Origin of the sequence: Nesterenkonia sandarakina, from assembly GCF_003003175.1 — a bacterium.
Lineage (GTDB): Bacteria > Actinomycetota > Actinomycetes > Actinomycetales > Micrococcaceae > Nesterenkonia > Nesterenkonia sandarakina_A.
The window spans coordinates 41,323-58,039 of record NZ_PVTY01000003.1 but is presented as its reverse complement, the minus strand read 5'-3'; the positions used below and the strand labels follow the sequence as shown (position 1 = coordinate 58,039).

The window sequence follows — 16,717 nt, the reverse complement described above, 5'->3', positions numbered from 1 at the left end:
AAGTTTGGTCTTATGTTGTTTCCCTGGTCACAAATCTACCTCAGATGGCCCTGCTGGCCCGGGCGATCAGATTCCCAGCACGGCGCGGGCGATCATGAAGTACACGATGAGTCCGGTGGCGTCCACGAAGGTGGAGATGAACGGGTTGGCGAAGACTGCCGGGTCGGCGCCGAGCTTCTTGCCCAGCAGCGGCATGAGCCCGCCCACGGAGGCGGCCAGGGTGCAGATGGACAGCAGGGTCAGCCCGACGACGATGCCCAGGTCCCAGCCGTAGAAGAGCCCCGCGACCAGGAAGCCCAGCACTCCGAGGGTCGCACCCAGGGTGATGCCCACCCGGACCTCGCGCCAGAGCACCTTGAACACGTCACGGGTGCCCACGTCACCCAGCGCCAGGGCACGGGTGACCGTGGTGGCGGCCTGGTTGCCGGAGTTGCCGCCGGTGCCGATCAGCAGCGGCACGAACAGGCTGAGCACCACCATGGATTCGATGGCGCCCTCGAAGACGTCGAGCACCTGCACGGTGAGCGCGGCACCCAGCGCCAGGACCAGGAGCCACACCACGCGGGAGCGCATGATCTGCAGCACCGGGGTGGAGAGGTAGGGACGGTTCAGCGGCTCGGCGCCGCCGTGGCGGGCGGCGTCCTCGGATTCGGCGCGCTCGAGGATGTCCAGCGCGTCGTCGACCGTGAAGATCCCGACCACCCGGTGTTCGGAGTCGGTGACCGGCACGGCGAGGTGCTTGCGGTCGGCGCACATGCGGGCGGCGTCCTCGGCGTCGTGATCGGCGTCGACCGAGTCGGCCTCGCGCATCAGGTCCGCGATGGGGGTGTCTGGGCTGTTGCTGACCAGGTCGCGCAGCGAGACGACGCCCTTGAGCAGCCGACCCGGGTCCACCACGGGCAGGGTGTAGAGCGTCTCGGCGTCCTCGCCGGCCTTGCTGACCTTCTCCATCGCCTCGGCGACGGTCCAGTGCTCCGGGATCGCGACGAACTCCGGGCTCATCTCGCGTCCGATGGTGCCGTTGGGGTAGCCCAGCACGATGCTGGTCAGGCTGCGCTCGCGCGGATCCAGGTGGCGCATCATCCGGCGGGCCACCGAGGCGGGCAGCTCATCCATCAGCCGGACCCGGTCATCGGGGTCCAGTGACTCGAAGTAGTGCGCGACCTCGGCGTCTTTGAGGCCCTCGATGATCTCGCCCTGCAGCGCCTGGTCGAGCAGGTCGAACGCCTCGACCGCGGTGCCCTTGGAGAGCAGCCGGAAGGCCACCGCGCGGTCCTTCACGCCCAGGCGTTCCAGGAAGTCGACGATGTCGCCGACGTTGAGCTCTTCCAGGGCGTGGCGCAGGTCCGTGAGGCGCTCCTCACGGATCATGTCTTCCAGCTCGTCAAGCAGTTCGTTCACGGGTTCCACCCTTTCGAGGGTGCCGAGCAGGCATAGGGCGGCCGGCCCCGCGGCCGGGGCATGCGGTCCGGCCGCGGATCAGGTCGGCAGCGGGGGTGATCAGCCGAGGTGTCGATCGGTGAAGATGGGCCGATCAGTGGAAGAAGTGGCGGGTGCCGGTGAGGTACATGGTCAGGCCGGCCTCGCGAGCTGCGGAGATGACCTCCTCGTCGCGCTGGGATCCGCCGGGCTGCACGACGGCGCGCACTCCGGCGGTGATCAGGCTCTGCAGCCCGTCGGCGAACGGGAAGAACGCGTCGGAGGCGGCCACGGACCCGCGGGCCCGCTCCACCCCGTCTCCGCCCAGGGTGTTCGCGCGCTGGACGGCGAGCCGGCAGGAGTCCAGCCGGTTGACCTGACCCATGCCGATCCCGACCGTGGCCTGGTTCTTCGTCAGCAGGATCGCGTTGGACTTCACCGAGCGGATCGCCCGCCAGGCGAAGTCCAGGTCGGCGAGCATCTGCTCGTCGGCGGCCTCGCCGGAGACCAGCTTCCAGCCCGAGGGGGTGTCACCCTCGGCGTCCACCGCGTCGGAGGCCTGGAGCAGCATGCCGCCGGAGATCTGCTTGTACTCCACCCGGTCGCGGCGGTGGCCTTCGGGCAGGCGCAGCAGTCGGATGTTCTTCTTCTTGGTCAGGATCGCGAGCGCCTCCTCCTCGAAGGCGGGCGCGACGACGACCTCGGTGAAGATCTCCGAGACGGTCTTGGCCATCTCTGCGGTCACGGTGCGGTTCGCCGCGATGACCCCGCCGAAGGCGGAGAGCGGGTCGCAGGCATGGGCGGTGCGGTGAGCCTCGGCCACGGACGATCCGACGGCCACGCCGCAGGGGTTGGCATGCTTGATGATCGCCACGGCGGGCTGGGCGAAGTCGAAGGCGGTGCGCACCGCGGCGTCGGCGTCGACGTAGTTGTTGTAGCTCATCGCCTTGCCGTGCAGGGTCTCGGCCTGGGCCAGACCCGGGCGGGCGCTGGAGTCGGCGTAGAGGGCGGCGGGCTGGTGCGCGTTCTCGCCGTAGCGCAGGGTGTCCAGGCGCTGCAGCGCGAGCCCGGCGTAGGGCGGGAAGTTCAGCTTCTTCTCGGTGCGGTTCAGCGGCGAGGCGGGCACGGAGGAGGCGTCGAAGTCGTCGTCGAACTGCTGGGAGGTCCAGCGCGCGACGGCGGTGTCATAGGCGGCGGTGTGCGCGAAGGCCAGGGCCGCCAGGCGCTGCCGGGCGGCGAGCGTGAAGCCTCCGGCCGAGGCCGCGGAGATGATGTCGTGGTAGCGCAGCGGGTCCACCACCACGGCCACGGAGGCGTGGTTCTTGGCGGCGGCGCGGACCATCGAGGGACCGCCGATGTCGATCTGCTCGACGATCTGATCCTCGGCCGCTCCGGAGGCGACGGTGTCGGCGAAGGGGTAGAGGTTCACCACGACCAGGTCGAAGGGCTCGATCTCGAGCTCCTCCAGCTGCGCCCGGTGGTCCTCACGGCGTCGGTCGGCCAGGATTCCGGCGTGCACGCGGGGGTGCAGGGTCTTGACCCGGCCGTCGAGGCATTCGGCGAAGCCGGTGACCTCGGAGACCTCCACCACGGGGATCCCGGCGCCGGCGATGCGCTTGGCGGTGGAGCCGGTGGAGACGATCTCGACCCCGGCAGCGTGGAGACCTGTGGCGAGGTCCTCCAACCCGGTCTTGTCATAGACCGAGATCAGTGCGCGTCGGATCGGCTGGCGGGCCTGGGCGCCGGAGGTGCCCGACGGTGCAGCTGCGGGGGTGTTCTGCGCTGCGGAATCGCTGACGGTGCTCATGCACACTCCTCTGAGGGGACGACGCTGGGGGGACCTGGTCCAGTCTACCGACCCGGTTCAGGACTCAAATTTGTAGCCCAGCCCGCGGACGGTGATCAGGTACTCCGGACGCGAGGGGTCGGGCTCGATCTTCGCGCGGAGCCGTTTGACGTGGACGTCGAGGGTCTTGGTGTCTCCGACGTAGTCCGAGCCCCAGACCCGGTCGATGAGCTGGCCCCGGGTGAGCACGCGTCCGGCGTTGCGCAGCAGCATCTCCAGGAGCTCGAACTCCTTCAGCGGCAGGCTCAGCGGCGTGCCCTGGACCTCCACGGTGTGGCGTTCGATGTCCATGCTCACCGGTCCCGCGGTGACCATCGAGCCGTCGTCGACCTCGGTCTCGACCCGGCGGCGCAGCACCGCACGGACCCGGGCGAGCAGCTCGCGGGAGGAGTAGGGCTTGGTGACGTAGTCGTCGGCGCCGAGCTCCAGGCCCACCACCTTGTCGATCTCGGAGTCCTTCGCCGTGAGCATGATCACCGGAACATTGGACTGCAGCCGGATCTGCCGGCAGACCTCGGTGCCGGACTGGCCGGGGAGCATCAGGTCCAGCAGGACGAGGTCGGCACCCTCCCGGGTGAAGATCTCGACGGCGTCGAGGCCGTTCTCCGCGACGACGACGTCGTAGCCCTCCTTCTCGAGGGTGTAGGACAGGGCCTCCGAGAATGAGGGTTCATCCTCGACGAGCAGAATTCTGGTCACGCGTTTCCTCCTTCGCCGGCCCGCTGGGGTGCCGGATTCTCTGCACTGTGACGCGAGGCAGAACGATGTATGGCGGTGCGAACGGTGGCCTCGGGCAGCTCGGCCAGGCCGCGGCCGAGCCCTTCGAGGGTGTCGAGGCTCTCGTCGAGCTCGGGCAGGCGCACGGTGAACGTGGAGCCCCTCCCCTGCTGGGACCACAGCGCGACCTCGCCGCCGTGGTTGGTGATCACGTGCTTCACGATGCTCAGACCCAGTCCGGTGCCGCCGGTCTGCCGGGAACGGGCGGCGTCGACCCGGTAGAAGCGTTCGAAGATCCGCTCCTGGTCCTCCTTGGCGATGCCGATCCCCTGGTCGGTGATGGTGACCTGGGCGATCCCGTCGCGGCTGGAGAGCCCGATGCCGACCCGGGTGGACTCCGGGGAGTAGCGCACCGCGTTGTCGATCAGATTCCGGAACGCCATGGCGAGCTGGTCCGCGTCGCCGTGGACCCGGTGCGGCAGCGCGCCGCCGATCTTGAGCTCGATGTTCTTCGCCTCGGCCGGCAGCCGGGAGCGGTCCGCGGCGTCGGCGATGACGTCCTCCAAATCCACCGGGCGGCCGGCATGGACCACGTTCTTGCCCTGCACCCGGGAGAGCTCGATGATGTCCTGGACCAGCGCCGCGAGCCGGCGGGATTCCTTGTGCAGACGCTGGGTGAAGCGCCGGACGGCGACGTCGTCGTCGGCTGCGTCCTCGATGGTCTCGGCCAGCAGCGAGATCGCCCCGACCGGGGTCTTCAGCTCGTGGGAGACGTTGGCGACGAAGTCGTTGCGCACCGCCTCGATCCGGGAGAACTCGGTGCGGTCATCGGCGAGGACCAGGATGTACTCATCTCCCAGCGGGGCCACGCGCAGGTGCACGACCAGGGAGGTCTCCCCCTGCAGCCCGCGGGCCAGCTCGTGCTCTTGGTCGATGATCACCCCGTCCCCGCGGACTCGGGCAGTGAGCTTCAGGAGCTGCTGATGGACCACGGTGTGTCCGCGGACCAGGCCGAAGGCGTAGGCGGCGGGATTGGCGCGCACCACCCCGTCCACGGTGTCCACGACGATATAGGCCAGCCCCAGCGAGGCAAGCACCTCGGTGGCGCCGGCGGGCATCGAGGGTTCGTCCACATCGATGCCGGCGCCGCGCTGCTTCTCACTGACGCGGAAGGCATACATGCCGACAACGCCCAGTGCCAGGCCGACGACGCCGGACAGTGCGGCGATGAGCAGGGGATCCACGTCCTACAGCTTAGGCCCGCCTCCCGGTGGGCTGCACCATAAGCCCGCAGCGGCGCCCAGGGTTCAACCAGCGTTCACCTTCGCGTCGACTGCAGACTTCGGTTGCGTTCATGTGCACCAGCAAGGATTCAATGTCGGGATACTCCACGGCGGGAAAGGAACGCAAACACGTGCGAAAGCTCTTTCAGGCAGACCTCATCAACCTTGGTGAGCAGCTGATCCAGATCACAACATTGGTCCACACAGCGATGGAGAAGGCCTACACCGCCTTCGACACCACCGATCTTCAGCTGGCGGAGGAGGTCATCGCCGCCGACGCGCAGATCGACCGGCTGCAGGTCGAGCTCGACGAGAAGGCCATCGAGCTGCTCGCGCTTCAGGGCCCTGTGGCCTCTGACCTGCGGATGATAGTGGGGGCGCTGCGGATGAGCACCTCGCTGGAGCGCATGGGCGACCTCGCGCGGCATATCGCGCAGCTGGCCCGGATGCGCTACCCGGACCGGGTCGCCCCGGACGCGCTGCATCCGGTCTTCGACAAGATGGCGAAGCTCGCCACCGAGATCTCCTCCCGGCTGATCACCCTGCTGGAGACCCGCGAGCTGCACCTGGTCGCGGAGATCCACGCGCTGAACGAGCAGCTCAATGATCTGCACGCCTCCGTGTTCACCATCGTCGCCGCCGATGACTGGGGCCAGAGCGCGGCCACCAGCGTGGACTCCACCCTGGTGAGCCGGTTCTTCGAGCGCTTCGGCGATCATGCGGTCTCGGTCGCGAACAAGGTCGACTACCTGGTCACCGGTGCCTGGGACTCCCGCGAGCACTGAGCCCTCCGGGACATACGAAAAAGCCCCTCGGACATCGCCTGATGTCTGAGGGGCTTTCTTGTGGTGCAGGCTACTTCTTGCCCTGGTTCGCCACGGCCTTGATCGCGTCCTTGGCGGCCTCGGGGTCGAGGTAGGTGCCACCGGGGTTCAGCGGCTTGAGATCCTCGCCCAGCTGGTAGTGCAGCGGGATGCCGGTGGGGATGTTCAGCCCGGCGATGTCCTCGTCGGAGATGCCGTCGAGGTGCTTCACCAGCGCGCGCAGCGAGTTGCCGTGCGCTGCGAGCAGCACGGTCTTGTTCTCGCGCAGATCCGGCACCACGGCGGACTCCCAGTAGGGCAGCATCCGGTCCACGACGTCCTTGAGGCATTCGGTGCGCGGTGCGGAGTCGCCGAGATCGGCGTAGCGCGGATCCCCCAGCTGGGAGAACTCGTCGTCGGCGGCGATCTCCGGCGGCGGGGTGTCGTAGGAGCGGCGCCACATCATGAACTGCTCTTCGCCGTACTGCGCCAGCGTCTCGGCCTTGTCCTTGCCCTGGAGCGCACCGTAGTGGCGCTCGTTGAGCCGCCAGTCGCGCTTGACCGGGATCCAGAGCCGGTCAGCGGTCTCCAGCGCCAGGTGTGAGGTGGTGATCGCGCGCTGCAGCAGCGAGGTGTGGACCACGTCGGGAAGCAGCTGGTGCTCCTTGAGCAGCTCCCCGCCGCGTGCGGCCTCTTCGCGGCCCAGCGCGGTCAGCGGCACATCCACCCAGCCGGTGAAGAGGTTCTTCTCGTTCCAGTCGCTCTGCCCGTGGCGGAGCAGGATCAGGTCATAGGCCATAGGAGTGTGTCTCCCTTTCGGAGTCGAACGTGGAAATCAGCGCGGGAGCGCGGTCAGCGGCGCCGGTTCAGGCGACCGATGACAAGGTCAGTCGGAGACTTCGGGGTTGACGTCGGTGAGGTAGACCATCGCCATGCAGGCCGCGGCCACCGGGAAGATCAGGCCGAAGGGACCGGCTCCGGCAGCCCCGAGCAGGGCCAGCACGACGGCGCCGCCGGTCATGCCGAGCCAGAAGCCCTTGGTCCGCTTGAAGGCGATGTCGAAGCGCTGCGCGTTCTTGGGGATGCACTTGACCAGCGCGACGATGGCCAGACCGAGGCAGACCAGCGCGAAGGCGAGGTGCATCCAGCCTTCGGCCAGCAGGACGAAGCGCCAGATGTCAGAGAGGGGTGACTGCATACCCCGATGTTATCGGATGGGCTCCCCGGTTGCGGCGGTGCGCAACGCGTTGAGCAGATCTGCGAACAGATCCTCGACGTCCTCGATGCCCACCGAGAGCCGGATCAGCCCGTCAGGGACCGAGGACGGTTCGCCGGGATGACGACGACGGCGCTCGGCCAGCGATTCCACGCCGCCCAGGCTGGTGGCCGGGGTCCAGAGCGCAAGCGCGCTGAGCACGGCGTCGGCCACCTCGGCCTCGGTGCGTTGGCTGGTGATCCGCTCGCCAGCACCGGAGTCGCCGGACTGAGGCTGTCCAGAGTCTGAGGCTGTTGCACCGGGCCGGTCGGCGTCGACCTCGATGGTCAGGATCGCGCCGAACCCGCCGAGCTGCTCTGCGGCACGCTGGTGCTGCGGGTGCGAGCTCAGGCCGGGGTAGTTGACCTTGCGCAGCGGAAGTCCGGCGTCCCGGCTGAGCTCATCCAGCCGGCGGGCCAGCTCGCCGGCGTTGGACTCCGAGGCGTCGAGGCGCAGCGCCAGGGTCCGCACGCCGCGCAGGGCGAGGAAGACCTCCATCGGCCCCGGGATCGCGCCGTGCAGGGTGCGGTGCTGATGCAGCCGCGCGTGGAGCTCGGGGTCAGCTGTGATCGCGGCGCCCATGATGAGATCCGAGTGTCCGGAGAGGAACTTGGTCACCGAGTGGACCACCACATCGGCGCCGTGGACCAGCGGACGCTGGCGCAGCGGGGTCGCGAAGGTGTTGTCCACCGCGGTGAGCACCCCGCGTCGCTTCGCGGCGGCGAGCAGCGCGGGGAGATCGGCGATCTCCAGCATCGGGTTCGTCGGGGACTCGACCCAGAGCATCACCTGCGTGTCCTGGGCGCTGGCCAGGGTGGAGACGTCATGCACGGCGCTCAGGACCTGCTCGGTGTCGGCGATGTCCACCCGGTGCAGCGTGAGCAGACCCTGGTCCGCCATCTGCTGGGCCAGCGTGGAGAAGCCCATGTAGCTGTGCCGCGGCATGATCAGGTGGCTTCCGGGGGCCAGCAGGTGCACGACGGCGGAGATGGCGGCCATTCCGGAGGAGAACAGCAGTCCGGGCAGCACCTGGATCGGGTGCTCCTCGGCGGTGGTGACCAGACCCTGCGACTGGTGGCTGGTCCGGGTGCCGGCCTCGAGCTGGGCCAGCAGCTCCTCCAGCGGCGACCAGGAGGGCATTCCCTCGCGGGCGTAGTCCATGGCGGCGTGGACGCCGGGCCGGTAGGAATACGTGGAGGTGAAGTCCACCGGCATGTTGACGGGCTGGTTCGGACCGTGGGGGCCGCGGCCCGCGCTGACCACAAAGGTGCGTTCGTGCTGGTTCACACCGTTACGGTACCGCAGCCGGTGTCAGGGATCCGCTCTGCCGCATGCGACTGACCGGATCCCCGCCGGAACTCCGTGTCACGTCCGTGTCACCGGGGCTGGGTAGGCTGGGGCCGTGACCCATCTCAGACGCGGAGGATTCGTCGCCTTCGAAGGCGGCGACGGCGCCGGCAAGACCACCCAGCTGGACCTGCTCGAGTCCTGGTTCAAGGAGCAGGCGGTGCCCTACGAGCGCACCCGTGAGCCCGGCGGCACCGCGATCGGCGAGCGCATCCGCTCTCTGGTGCTCGAACACGACCAGGGCGAGGTCGACCCCCGCACCGAGGCGCTGCTCTTCGCCGCCTCCCGCGCCGCCCATGTGGTCCAGCGGATCGAGCCGGCGCTGATCGCCGGCCGCTTCGTCCTCTGCGACCGTTATGTGGATTCCTCGGTGGCCTACCAGGGTGTCGGCCGTGAACTCGGGACCGAAGCCGTCGCTGAGATCAATGCCTTCGCCACCGGCGGGCTGCAGCCCGACCTCACCGTGGTGCTGGACATCGACCCGGCCGCCGCCCGGGCTCGCCGCGAGGGCCGGGCGGGGCTCTCTGACCGGATCGAGTCTGCCGAGGACGCCTTCCACGATCGGCTGCGCCACGCGTTCCTCGCCCGCGCAGACTCAGCACCCGAGCGCTACCTGGTGCTCGACGCCGCCGGATCCGCGCAGGAGCTGCAGGCCGCGATCCGCACCCGGGTCCAGGAGCTGCTGCGTCAGGAGCGGCTGAACCCATGAGCGTCTTCACCGAGCTGGTCGGGCAGGACGCCGTCGTCGAACAGCTGCGCCGCGCCGCGGGGTCGGGGACCCCGGCCCATGCGTGGCTGTTCACCGGTCCCCCGGGGTCGGGGCGCTCCAACGCCGCACGTGCCTTCGCCGCTGCGCTGAACTGTGAACAGGACGAGCCTGCCGCCCGCGGCTGCGGCGAATGCCGGACCTGCCGGCTGGTCGCCGCGGAGAGCCACCCCTCGGTGAAGCTGGTCTCCACCGAGAACGTGACCTACAAGATCGACGACGTCCGCGAGCTGATCACCACCGCGCAGGAGAAGCCGCAGGGTGCCCGCTGGCGGGTGATCGTGGTCGAGGACGCGGACCGGATGACCGAGCGCGCCACCAACGTGCTGCTCAAGGCGATCGAGGAGCCGCCGCCGCACACGCTCTGGGTGCTCTGCGCCCCGAGTCCGGCGGACGTGCTGGTCACCATCCGCTCGCGCTGCCGCCTGGTGAGCCTGCGGATCCCACCCACTGCCGCGGTCGCGCAGCTGCTGATCACCCGGGACGGGCTGAACGAGCAGCAGGCCCAGTTCGCCGCGCGGGTCTCACAGAACCACATCGGCGTCGCGCGCCGGCTCGCCCGGGACCCGGAGGCGCGCCGTCGTCGCGAGCAGGTGATCACCCTCCCGCTGCGGCTGACCTCCTCCTCGGCCGCGATCAAGGCCGCGGGCTCCCTGGTGGAGATGACCCAGGCGGATGCGGCGAGCACCGCTGAGGCGCGGCTGGAGGTCGAGCAGGCCTCGCTGCGCCGGTCGCTGGGACTGGATCCCGAGGAGAAGATCCCGCCGAAGCTGCGCAGCCAGTTCAAGAAGCTCGAAGAGGAGAACACTCGGCGGGCCAAGCGCGCCGTCGCCGATTCCCTGGACCGGGCGCTGATCGATCTCACCGCGGTCTTCCGGGACGTGCTCAGCCTGAAGCTCGGCACCGGCGCCGAGCTGATCAACGAACATCTGCGCGAGGAGCTGCACCGCTACGCGGAGTCGCTCAGCGCGGAGCAGACCCTGGCCGGGCTGGACGCGATCAACGCCGCCCGGACCCGGATCACGCAGAACGTCCCTCCGCTGCTGGCCATGGAGGCTCTGATGATGCAGTTCCTACCCGGGAGGTCCCGTGCCTGAGAATCTCGTCCGTCCGCGCAGGGTCCGACTGATCAGCCTCGCCGCCGCTGCCGCGCTGCTGCTCTCGGGCTGTGTGAACTCCGGCGGGGATGAGGCCTCCGGCACCGAGGCCACGCCCGGGACGCAGGGCGCCAAGGCGGAGCCGGTGACCGCGACCTCGGTCCCGGCCGAGGAGCTTCCCGGCGCCGCCGAGGACTACACCGAGTACTACGAGCAGGACCTCGAGTGGAGCTCCTGTGCGGAGACCATGCTGTGCGCCGATGTCACGGTGCCCATGGACTGGGCCGAGCCCGGTGCGCAGGAGGATCTCGAGATCCAGATCATCAGCTCCGAGACCGGCGGGGACGACGCCGAGTATCTGCTCACCAACCCGGGCGGTCCCGGCTCCTCCGGGTACGACGCCGTGGCAGACACGCTCTCGATCGCATTCAGCGAGGAGCTCGCCGAGGGATACAACATCATCGGCTTCGACCCGCGCGGGGTGCACCGGTCCGCGCCGGTGACCTGCCTGGACGACGCCGAGATGGACGAGTACCGCGAGCAGGTCTCCGAGGAGCAGCTCGATTCCGACGCCGCCTACACCGAGGCGCGCGAGTCGGCCGCCGAGCTGACCGCGAAATGCGAGTCCGAGAGCGGCGCCCTGCTGGGGCATGTGGACACGCTGTCCGCGGTCCGGGATATGGATGTGATCCGGGCCGCGCTGGATCAGGACGAGCTGAACTACCTGGGCTTCTCCTACGGCACCAAGCTGGGTATGACCTACGCCCAGCACTATGGCCCTCGGGTGGGGCGCTTCGTGCTGGACGGGATGCTGGACGTCTCCCTCGACGCGCACGAGCTGAACAAGGGACAGGCGGTCGGCTTCGAGGAAGCGCTTGCGAACTACGCGCAGTGGTGCGTCGAGCAGGAGACCTGCCCCGCCGGGGACAGCGAGGACGAGGTTCTCGAGCGCGTGCAGGACCTCTTCGCCGGTGTCGCTGAGACTCCGACGCAGGGCGCGGATGGTCGGACGATCAACGTCTCCACCGTGGTGAGCGGGTTCATCACCCCGATGTACAGCCGTGCGAGCTGGCCGCTGCTCTCCGAGGCGCTGACCATGGCCCTGGTGCAGCAGGACTTCACGGCCTTCCAGTATTTCGCTGACCTGCAGGCCGGGCGCAGCCCCGACGGCAGCTATGAATGGATCAACAGCTTCGCCTTCAACGCCGTGATGTGCCTGGACTACCCCATGCCGCAGGACCAGGAGCAGATCGACGCCGAGTTCGACGAGGTCTCCGAGGAGGCACCGACCTTCGGGCCCTATCTCGGGCACCGTGCGGTGGTGTGCGGCGAGTGGCCCGCAGAGAACGTGTCCGAACCCTGGTATCCGGATCTCGGCGAGGTCGACGAGCTGCTGATGATCGGCACCACCGGTGACCCGGCCACCCCGGTGGAGTGGGCCGAGAACATGCACGAACAGGTGCCGCAGTCTTCGCTGATCATCCGCGAGGGAGAAGGTCATCTCGCCTATCGCACCGGCAACAGCTGCGTGGACGAGGCGGTGGACGGCTACCTCCTCGACGGGGAGCTCAGCGAGGGTCGCGCAGACTGCTGAGGGTTCTTCTACCGCTTGTAGAAGAGCGCGAGTAGACTCTGACTACCGGTGACGACGACGTCCATGCGGCGCACCTGACTCATCGGCACCATTCAGCTGATCTGCGTTAGGACACTGCCATGAACAATGAAGTCCCTGTCACACCCGCTGCGGCGTCACACGACTCCGCCCAGACCCACGACGCTCACCCATCCACTGCCGCGGAGCCCGCCGCTGCCGGTGAACAGACTCGGGCGCCGCGGCCCCTGGGTGTCCTCGTCGGATTCGACGGTTCGGCCAATGCCACCTCCGCGCTGCGCTGGGCCGCGAGAGAGGCACACTTCCGGGGCCTCCCGCTGACGGTGATGAGCTCCTACACGATTCCCCCGGCGGTGAGCGGGTACCTGGAGAGCTTCCCGGACTCCGGCGGCCAGACCCTGGCCCGGCAGGCGACGGAGAAGACGCTGAACCTGGCGCAGGAGCAGCTGGCCGGACATGCCGGTGAGGTCACCTACCGGTTGGAGCACGGCGACGCCTCCGGGGTGATGGTCAACCTCTCCGGCTCCGCGGAGCTCTGCGTGGTGGGAAGCCGCGGACGTGGCGGGTTCACCGGACGCATCCTGGGCTCCGTCGCGGCGGCGCTTCCCTCCCACGCCCACTCCCCCACGGTGGTCGTCCCGCATACCCAGGAGTCCAGCGTGGGCGAGGGCGCCGAAGCGATCAGCACCCCAGATACCCGCCCCGTGGTGGTCGGCATCGACGGCTCCGCACACTCGCGCAAGGCCGCGGTGGAGGCCGCCCGCACGGCGATCAGCCACGGCACCCGGCTGCAGCTGATCATGGCGCTGCCCCCGCTGACGACGGCGGCCATGTGGTACCCGGAGCTGGCCGCCCGCGAGCAGGCGATCGTGCAGACCCGGGTGGACGACCTCAATCGGGATCTCGACGTCGAGGTCGGCTGGGTCCAGGCGCAGTTCCCCGAGCTCGCCGTCTCCGGCTCGGTGGAGGAGGGCTACCCGGTCAACGTGCTCCACGAGATGAGCGGGCAGGTCCAGCTCACCGTGGTGGGCACCAGAGGTCACGGCGGGGTGCGCAGCGCGCTGCTGGGCTCGGTCTCCCGGGAGCTGCTGCATCACGCGACCGCTCCAGTGATGGTGGTCCCGGCCCACGACTGAGCGAGCTTTGACCGCGGTGAGGTGCACCAGTAAAGTGAACCCTCGTGCGCCTCACCGCAGCGCCACGCCGCCTTAGCTCAGTCGGTAGAGCGATTCACTCGTAATGAATAGGTCGCCGGTTCGATTCCGGCAGGCGGCTCCACGAAGACCCTCTGACCTGGATGTCCAGGCCAGGGGGTCTTTCTCGGTTCCGGACCCCTGAGCTGCACCGTGGATCACGATCGAGAATCCTCCAGCGCCGGACTCGACGTCGCCCCGTCGCAGCTATTCCGAGTCCTGGACCAGCGCGTAGACCCGGGACGGGCTCGCGGTCCCGTCCACGATCGGCAGCGGCGCCACCACGAGCATCGCCCCTGTCGCTGGCAGCTTGTCCAGGTTCTGTAGCGAGGTGATCCCGTACTTGTCGTTGCCCAGCAGGTGATAGTGGACCGGGAAGGGCGGGTCGAGCTCGGCGCCGCGGCCGGCGTCGATCCCGACCGTCTCCACGCCGATGCCCGAGAGCGAGGTCTGCTCCGCGATCCACAGGGCCGCCTCTGCCGAGATGCCGGGGGTGTGTGAGCCGGTCTCGTCGGCGTTGAGGAAGGCCTCCTGATCCTGGGAGAAGCGGTCCCAGCCGGTGCGCAGCAGCAGCCAGCCGTTCTCCGGCAAGGGGCCATGCTCGGTCTCCCAGGCACGGATGTCATCGATCTGCAGCAGGAAGTCCGGATCTTGCTCGACCTGCGCCCTGACGTCCAGCACCGCGGCAGGCCCGATCAGCCGTTCGGGCGGGATGGAGGACACATCGTGGCCCTTGCGTCCTGAGACCCAGTGCACCGGGGCGTCGATGTGGGTTCCGACGTGTTCCCCGGTGTGGATGTTGTGGTGCTTCCAGAACGGACCCGGCGCGTCGTATTCGGCGACCTTGTCCAAGCTGAAGTCGATCAGGTTGGCGAAGGGCTCCGGCAGCTTCAGCGTCGGCGTCGAGGCCGAGAGTGGATTGGTCAGGTCGACGATGCGCACGGAGTTGTCGGACAGGCCAGCGATCAGCGCGTTCACTGCGGTCATGTGGTTCCACCTTTTTCTGGTCAGGGGATTTCTGGTGAGGATATCGGAGCGTCAGTGCCCCTTGAAAGCCTCCGCCAGCCACCAGGAGCCTCCATCGTCTGCGATCTTCGCATCGATCACCACCGGACCGGTGGGTTCAGACGCCACCCATGCACGCAAGGGTTCCAGGTCCTCGGTGGAGCGGACGGTGAGTCCTTCGGCGCCGAATCCTCGGGCGATCGCGGCGATGTCCGTGTCCGGGAACGTCACCGTCGCCAGATCCTGATCTGCACCGAAATGGTGCACCTCGGCGGAGTAGGCGGCATCGTTGTAGACCACCACGACCAGCGGCAGCTTCAGCCGCACCGCTGTCTCCAGCTCCTGGACGGCCATCAGGAATCCCCCGTCGCCCGTTCCCAGCACCGGCATCCGCCCGGGCTGCGCCAGCGCTGACCCGATCGCTGTGTACAGACCGAGTCCGATCGATTGGAACGCCTGGGTGAAGCAGAAGCCGAACTCGTCCGGGACGTCGAAGTACTGACTGGGGTATCCCATGAAGTTTCCGGAGTCGATGCTGACGATGCGCTCGGCGGGAAGAAGGCGATTGATCTCCTTGGAGAGCTCCCGCGGATCCACGCTCTGTCCCGGAGTGCCCAGGACCTCGGTCGGCGTCTGGTCCCAGCGGGAGCCGGTGGCGATGCGCTCGCGCACCTCAGCGGTGCGGTAACCGGTCCTCTCGCGACCGTCGAACGCCTCCAGCAGGGCCCCGGCCACGCCGGCCGCACTGCCGAGGATCGGGAGGTCCACCGGTCGATGCGCGCCCAGCGCGGAGTCCTCCACGTCGATCTGGGCGACCACCGCATCGGGGCCGATGAGCTTCCCGTGCCGCGTGGTCCACATGTTCAGGGCGCAGCCGAATGCCACGATCAGGTCGGCATCACGGATCAGCTCCGCGCTGAGCGGTGAGGCGAAGCCGCCTGAGATGCCCAGGCTGAAGTCTTCGCCGGTGAACAGCCCCTTCGCCACCGCGCTGGTGGCCAGCAGCGCCCCGCTCGCCTGGGCCAGCGCGGCGATCTCCGCCTTCGCGCCGCGTCCGCCGCGCCCCGCCAGGAAGACCGGCCGCTGGCTGCGCGAGAGCGCGTCGATGAGCGGCTCGAGCTCGGCCTGGGACGGCGTGATCTCGGGTCGGGGTTCCACGCCGAGCTGCGGGATCTCTCCGACCGCCGCTGCGACCTGGAGGTCCAGGGGAAGGTTCAGGACCACCGTGCGGCGATCTCTGACCGCTTTCCGGTAGGCCCTCAGCGTGTCGGCGAGCGCCGATTCCGCGGAGTGGACACGGTCGGACTCGGCGCCCAGAGCGCGGGCGAAGCCGCTCTGGTCCATGGCGAAGTTGGAATTCACCTGATGGGCGGCGGACTCTGCGGCCAGCACGATCATGGGGGTGCGGGACTTCGCCGCCTCGCTGATCCCGGTGCCGGCGTTGGTCAGGCCGCACCCCTGGTGCAGGCTCAATACGCTGACCTCTCCACTCATCCGGGAGTACGCGTCCGCCATCGTCGCCGCGCCGCCCTCATGCCTGGAGGCGGTGAACGGCACCCCAGCGTGGCGCAAGGCGTTGGTGACGACGAAGTTGCCGCTGCCGACGACGCCGAAGGCGTGACCGACACCGAGCCGGGCGAGGTAGGCGCCGACCTGTTCTGCGACGGTGGTCATCTGCTCCCCCTGGATCGTTGAATCGCTGACATCACCTATTCGATCATGCCGGCGCTGGTCTGGGGTGGGTCAATCGCGGAGCCTTTCGGTCGGCCCTCTTGAAGCTGGCGCGCGCCGTCGGAGGCGCGCAGACCCGGCACTTCAGCTCCAGCTGGGAGCTCGACGTCGCTCCCGAGTGGACGACGCGAGCCCTGCGGGTGACCACCCGCGGCTTCGGCTGGTCGCGCTCCCTGGAGCTGATCCGGTCGGCGGAAGGAAGGTGGAGCGCAAAGGCGAGCACCGGCGGTGATACCCAGCTGCCACCGCCGGGGCTCGCCGATCCGGGGATCCTCGACGGAGCGATCGACTGCGATCTCGGACTCTGCCCGGTCACCAACACCATGCCCATCCGTCGGCTCGGACTGCTGGACCGGGAGGTGGAGGAGACCCGGCTCATCATGGCCTGGGTGGAGATGCCGTCGCTTCGCGTGCTGCGCAGCGAGCAGATCTACTCCTCCCTGTGGGCCGGTGACCGCAGGCTGGTGCGCTACAGCAGCTCCAGTCGAGACTTCAGCGCGGATCTGACCGTGGACTCCTATGGCCTGGTGATCGACTACCCCGCACTGGCTCGCCGCGTCAGCAGCGACACATGATCCAGGCGCCGCAAGGTCGCCGGGTCTTCCGTTAGTCTCAACTCTCGGGCTCCGCCCTCGAGAGGACA

At 68.7% G+C, this 16,717-nt stretch carries 15 protein-coding genes and 1 tRNA gene; 7 read left to right on the top strand and 9 right to left on the bottom strand.

The window, feature by feature from the left end; genetic code table 11:
• Positions 1-66: 66 nt before the first annotated feature.
• The 4 genes from mgtE to BCL67_RS02965 form a co-directional block, all read right to left on the bottom strand.
• Positions 67-1,401 carry a magnesium transporter gene (gene mgtE, locus BCL67_RS02980; RefSeq protein WP_106121976.1) on the bottom strand — a complete coding sequence of 445 codons (1,335 nt, stop codon included), beginning with the start codon at positions 1,399-1,401 and terminating at the stop codon, positions 67-69.
• A 133-nt stretch (positions 1,402-1,534) separates the two neighbouring features.
• Positions 1,535-3,226, bottom strand: a complete 1,692-nt coding sequence (gene purH, locus BCL67_RS02975; RefSeq protein ID WP_106121975.1) for a bifunctional phosphoribosylaminoimidazolecarboxamide formyltransferase/IMP cyclohydrolase — start codon at positions 3,224-3,226, stop codon at positions 1,535-1,537.
• A gap of 57 nt (positions 3,227-3,283) precedes the next feature.
• Positions 3,284-3,964, bottom strand: coding sequence for a response regulator transcription factor (locus BCL67_RS02970; protein ID WP_106121974.1), 681 nt, complete (start codon positions 3,962-3,964; stop codon positions 3,284-3,286).
• Positions 3,961-5,226: a sensor histidine kinase gene (locus BCL67_RS02965; RefSeq protein WP_106121973.1), complete on the bottom strand. Its 1,266-nt coding sequence runs from the start codon at positions 5,224-5,226 to the stop codon at positions 3,961-3,963. Before BCL67_RS02965 ends, BCL67_RS02970 begins: the two co-directional genes overlap by 4 nt.
• 170 nt (positions 5,227-5,396) lie before the next feature.
• Here BCL67_RS02965 and phoU point away from each other — a divergent pair, with 170 nt between their 5' ends.
• Positions 5,397-6,050 (top strand): phosphate signaling complex protein PhoU, encoded by a 654-nt coding sequence (gene phoU / locus BCL67_RS02960; RefSeq protein WP_106122132.1) that lies wholly within the window; start codon positions 5,397-5,399, stop codon positions 6,048-6,050.
• A 70-nt stretch (positions 6,051-6,120) separates the two neighbouring features.
• Here the strand turns inward: phoU and BCL67_RS02955 are convergent, their stop codons facing one another.
• The 3 genes from BCL67_RS02955 to BCL67_RS02945 all read right to left on the bottom strand — a co-directional run bounded on the left by BCL67_RS02955 (position 6,121) and on the right by BCL67_RS02945 (position 8,610).
• Positions 6,121-6,867: a phosphoglyceromutase gene (locus BCL67_RS02955; RefSeq protein WP_106121972.1), complete on the bottom strand. Its 747-nt coding sequence runs from the start codon at positions 6,865-6,867 to the stop codon at positions 6,121-6,123.
• A gap of 87 nt (positions 6,868-6,954) precedes the next feature.
• Positions 6,955-7,266, bottom strand: a complete 312-nt coding sequence (locus BCL67_RS02950) for a DUF2516 family protein (protein ID WP_258174711.1) — start codon at positions 7,264-7,266, stop codon at positions 6,955-6,957.
• A gap of 9 nt (positions 7,267-7,275) precedes the next feature.
• Positions 7,276-8,610 carry a trans-sulfuration enzyme family protein gene (locus tag BCL67_RS02945; RefSeq protein WP_258174709.1) on the bottom strand — a complete coding sequence of 445 codons (1,335 nt, stop codon included), beginning with the start codon at positions 8,608-8,610 and terminating at the stop codon, positions 7,276-7,278.
• Between the two features lie 115 nt (positions 8,611-8,725).
• Here BCL67_RS02945 and tmk point away from each other — a divergent pair, with 115 nt between their 5' ends.
• The 5 genes from tmk to BCL67_RS02920 all read left to right on the top strand — a co-directional run bounded on the left by tmk (position 8,726) and on the right by BCL67_RS02920 (position 13,423).
• Positions 8,726-9,379 carry a dTMP kinase gene (tmk, locus tag BCL67_RS02940; RefSeq protein WP_106121971.1) on the top strand — a complete coding sequence of 218 codons (654 nt, stop codon included), beginning with the start codon at positions 8,726-8,728 and terminating at the stop codon, positions 9,377-9,379.
• Positions 9,376-10,533 (top strand): DNA polymerase III subunit delta', encoded by a 1,158-nt coding sequence (locus BCL67_RS02935; RefSeq protein ID WP_106121970.1) that lies wholly within the window; start codon positions 9,376-9,378, stop codon positions 10,531-10,533. Before tmk ends, BCL67_RS02935 begins: the two co-directional genes overlap by 4 nt.
• The gene (locus BCL67_RS02930; protein WP_106121969.1) at positions 10,526-12,127 is read left to right on the top strand and encodes an alpha/beta hydrolase; all 1,602 of its coding nucleotides are present in this window, start codon (positions 10,526-10,528) and stop codon (positions 12,125-12,127) included. Before BCL67_RS02935 ends, BCL67_RS02930 begins: the two co-directional genes overlap by 8 nt.
• 119 nt (positions 12,128-12,246) lie before the next feature.
• Entirely contained in the window at positions 12,247-13,281 is a 1,035-nt protein-coding gene (locus BCL67_RS02925; protein ID WP_106121968.1) for a universal stress protein, read from the top strand.
• A gap of 66 nt (positions 13,282-13,347) precedes the next feature.
• Positions 13,348-13,423, top strand: a tRNA-Thr gene (locus tag BCL67_RS02920).
• A gap of 122 nt (positions 13,424-13,545) precedes the next feature.
• On the opposite strand, the gene BCL67_RS02915 is transcribed toward BCL67_RS02920, so the two are convergent.
• A complete protein-coding gene (locus BCL67_RS02915) occupies positions 13,546-14,325 on the bottom strand; it encodes a cyclase family protein (protein WP_106121967.1) in 780 nt (259 codons plus the stop codon).
• A 51-nt stretch (positions 14,326-14,376) separates the two neighbouring features.
• The gene (locus BCL67_RS02910) at positions 14,377-16,017 is read right to left on the bottom strand and encodes a thiamine pyrophosphate-binding protein (protein WP_106121966.1); all 1,641 of its coding nucleotides are present in this window, start codon (positions 16,015-16,017) and stop codon (positions 14,377-14,379) included.
• Positions 16,018-16,115: 98 nt separating this feature from the next.
• On the opposite strand from BCL67_RS02910, the gene BCL67_RS02905 reads away from it, so the two are divergent.
• The gene (locus BCL67_RS02905) at positions 16,116-16,649 is read left to right on the top strand and encodes a putative glycolipid-binding domain-containing protein (RefSeq protein WP_181255865.1); all 534 of its coding nucleotides are present in this window, start codon (positions 16,116-16,118) and stop codon (positions 16,647-16,649) included.
• Positions 16,650-16,717: the final 68 nt, after the last annotated feature.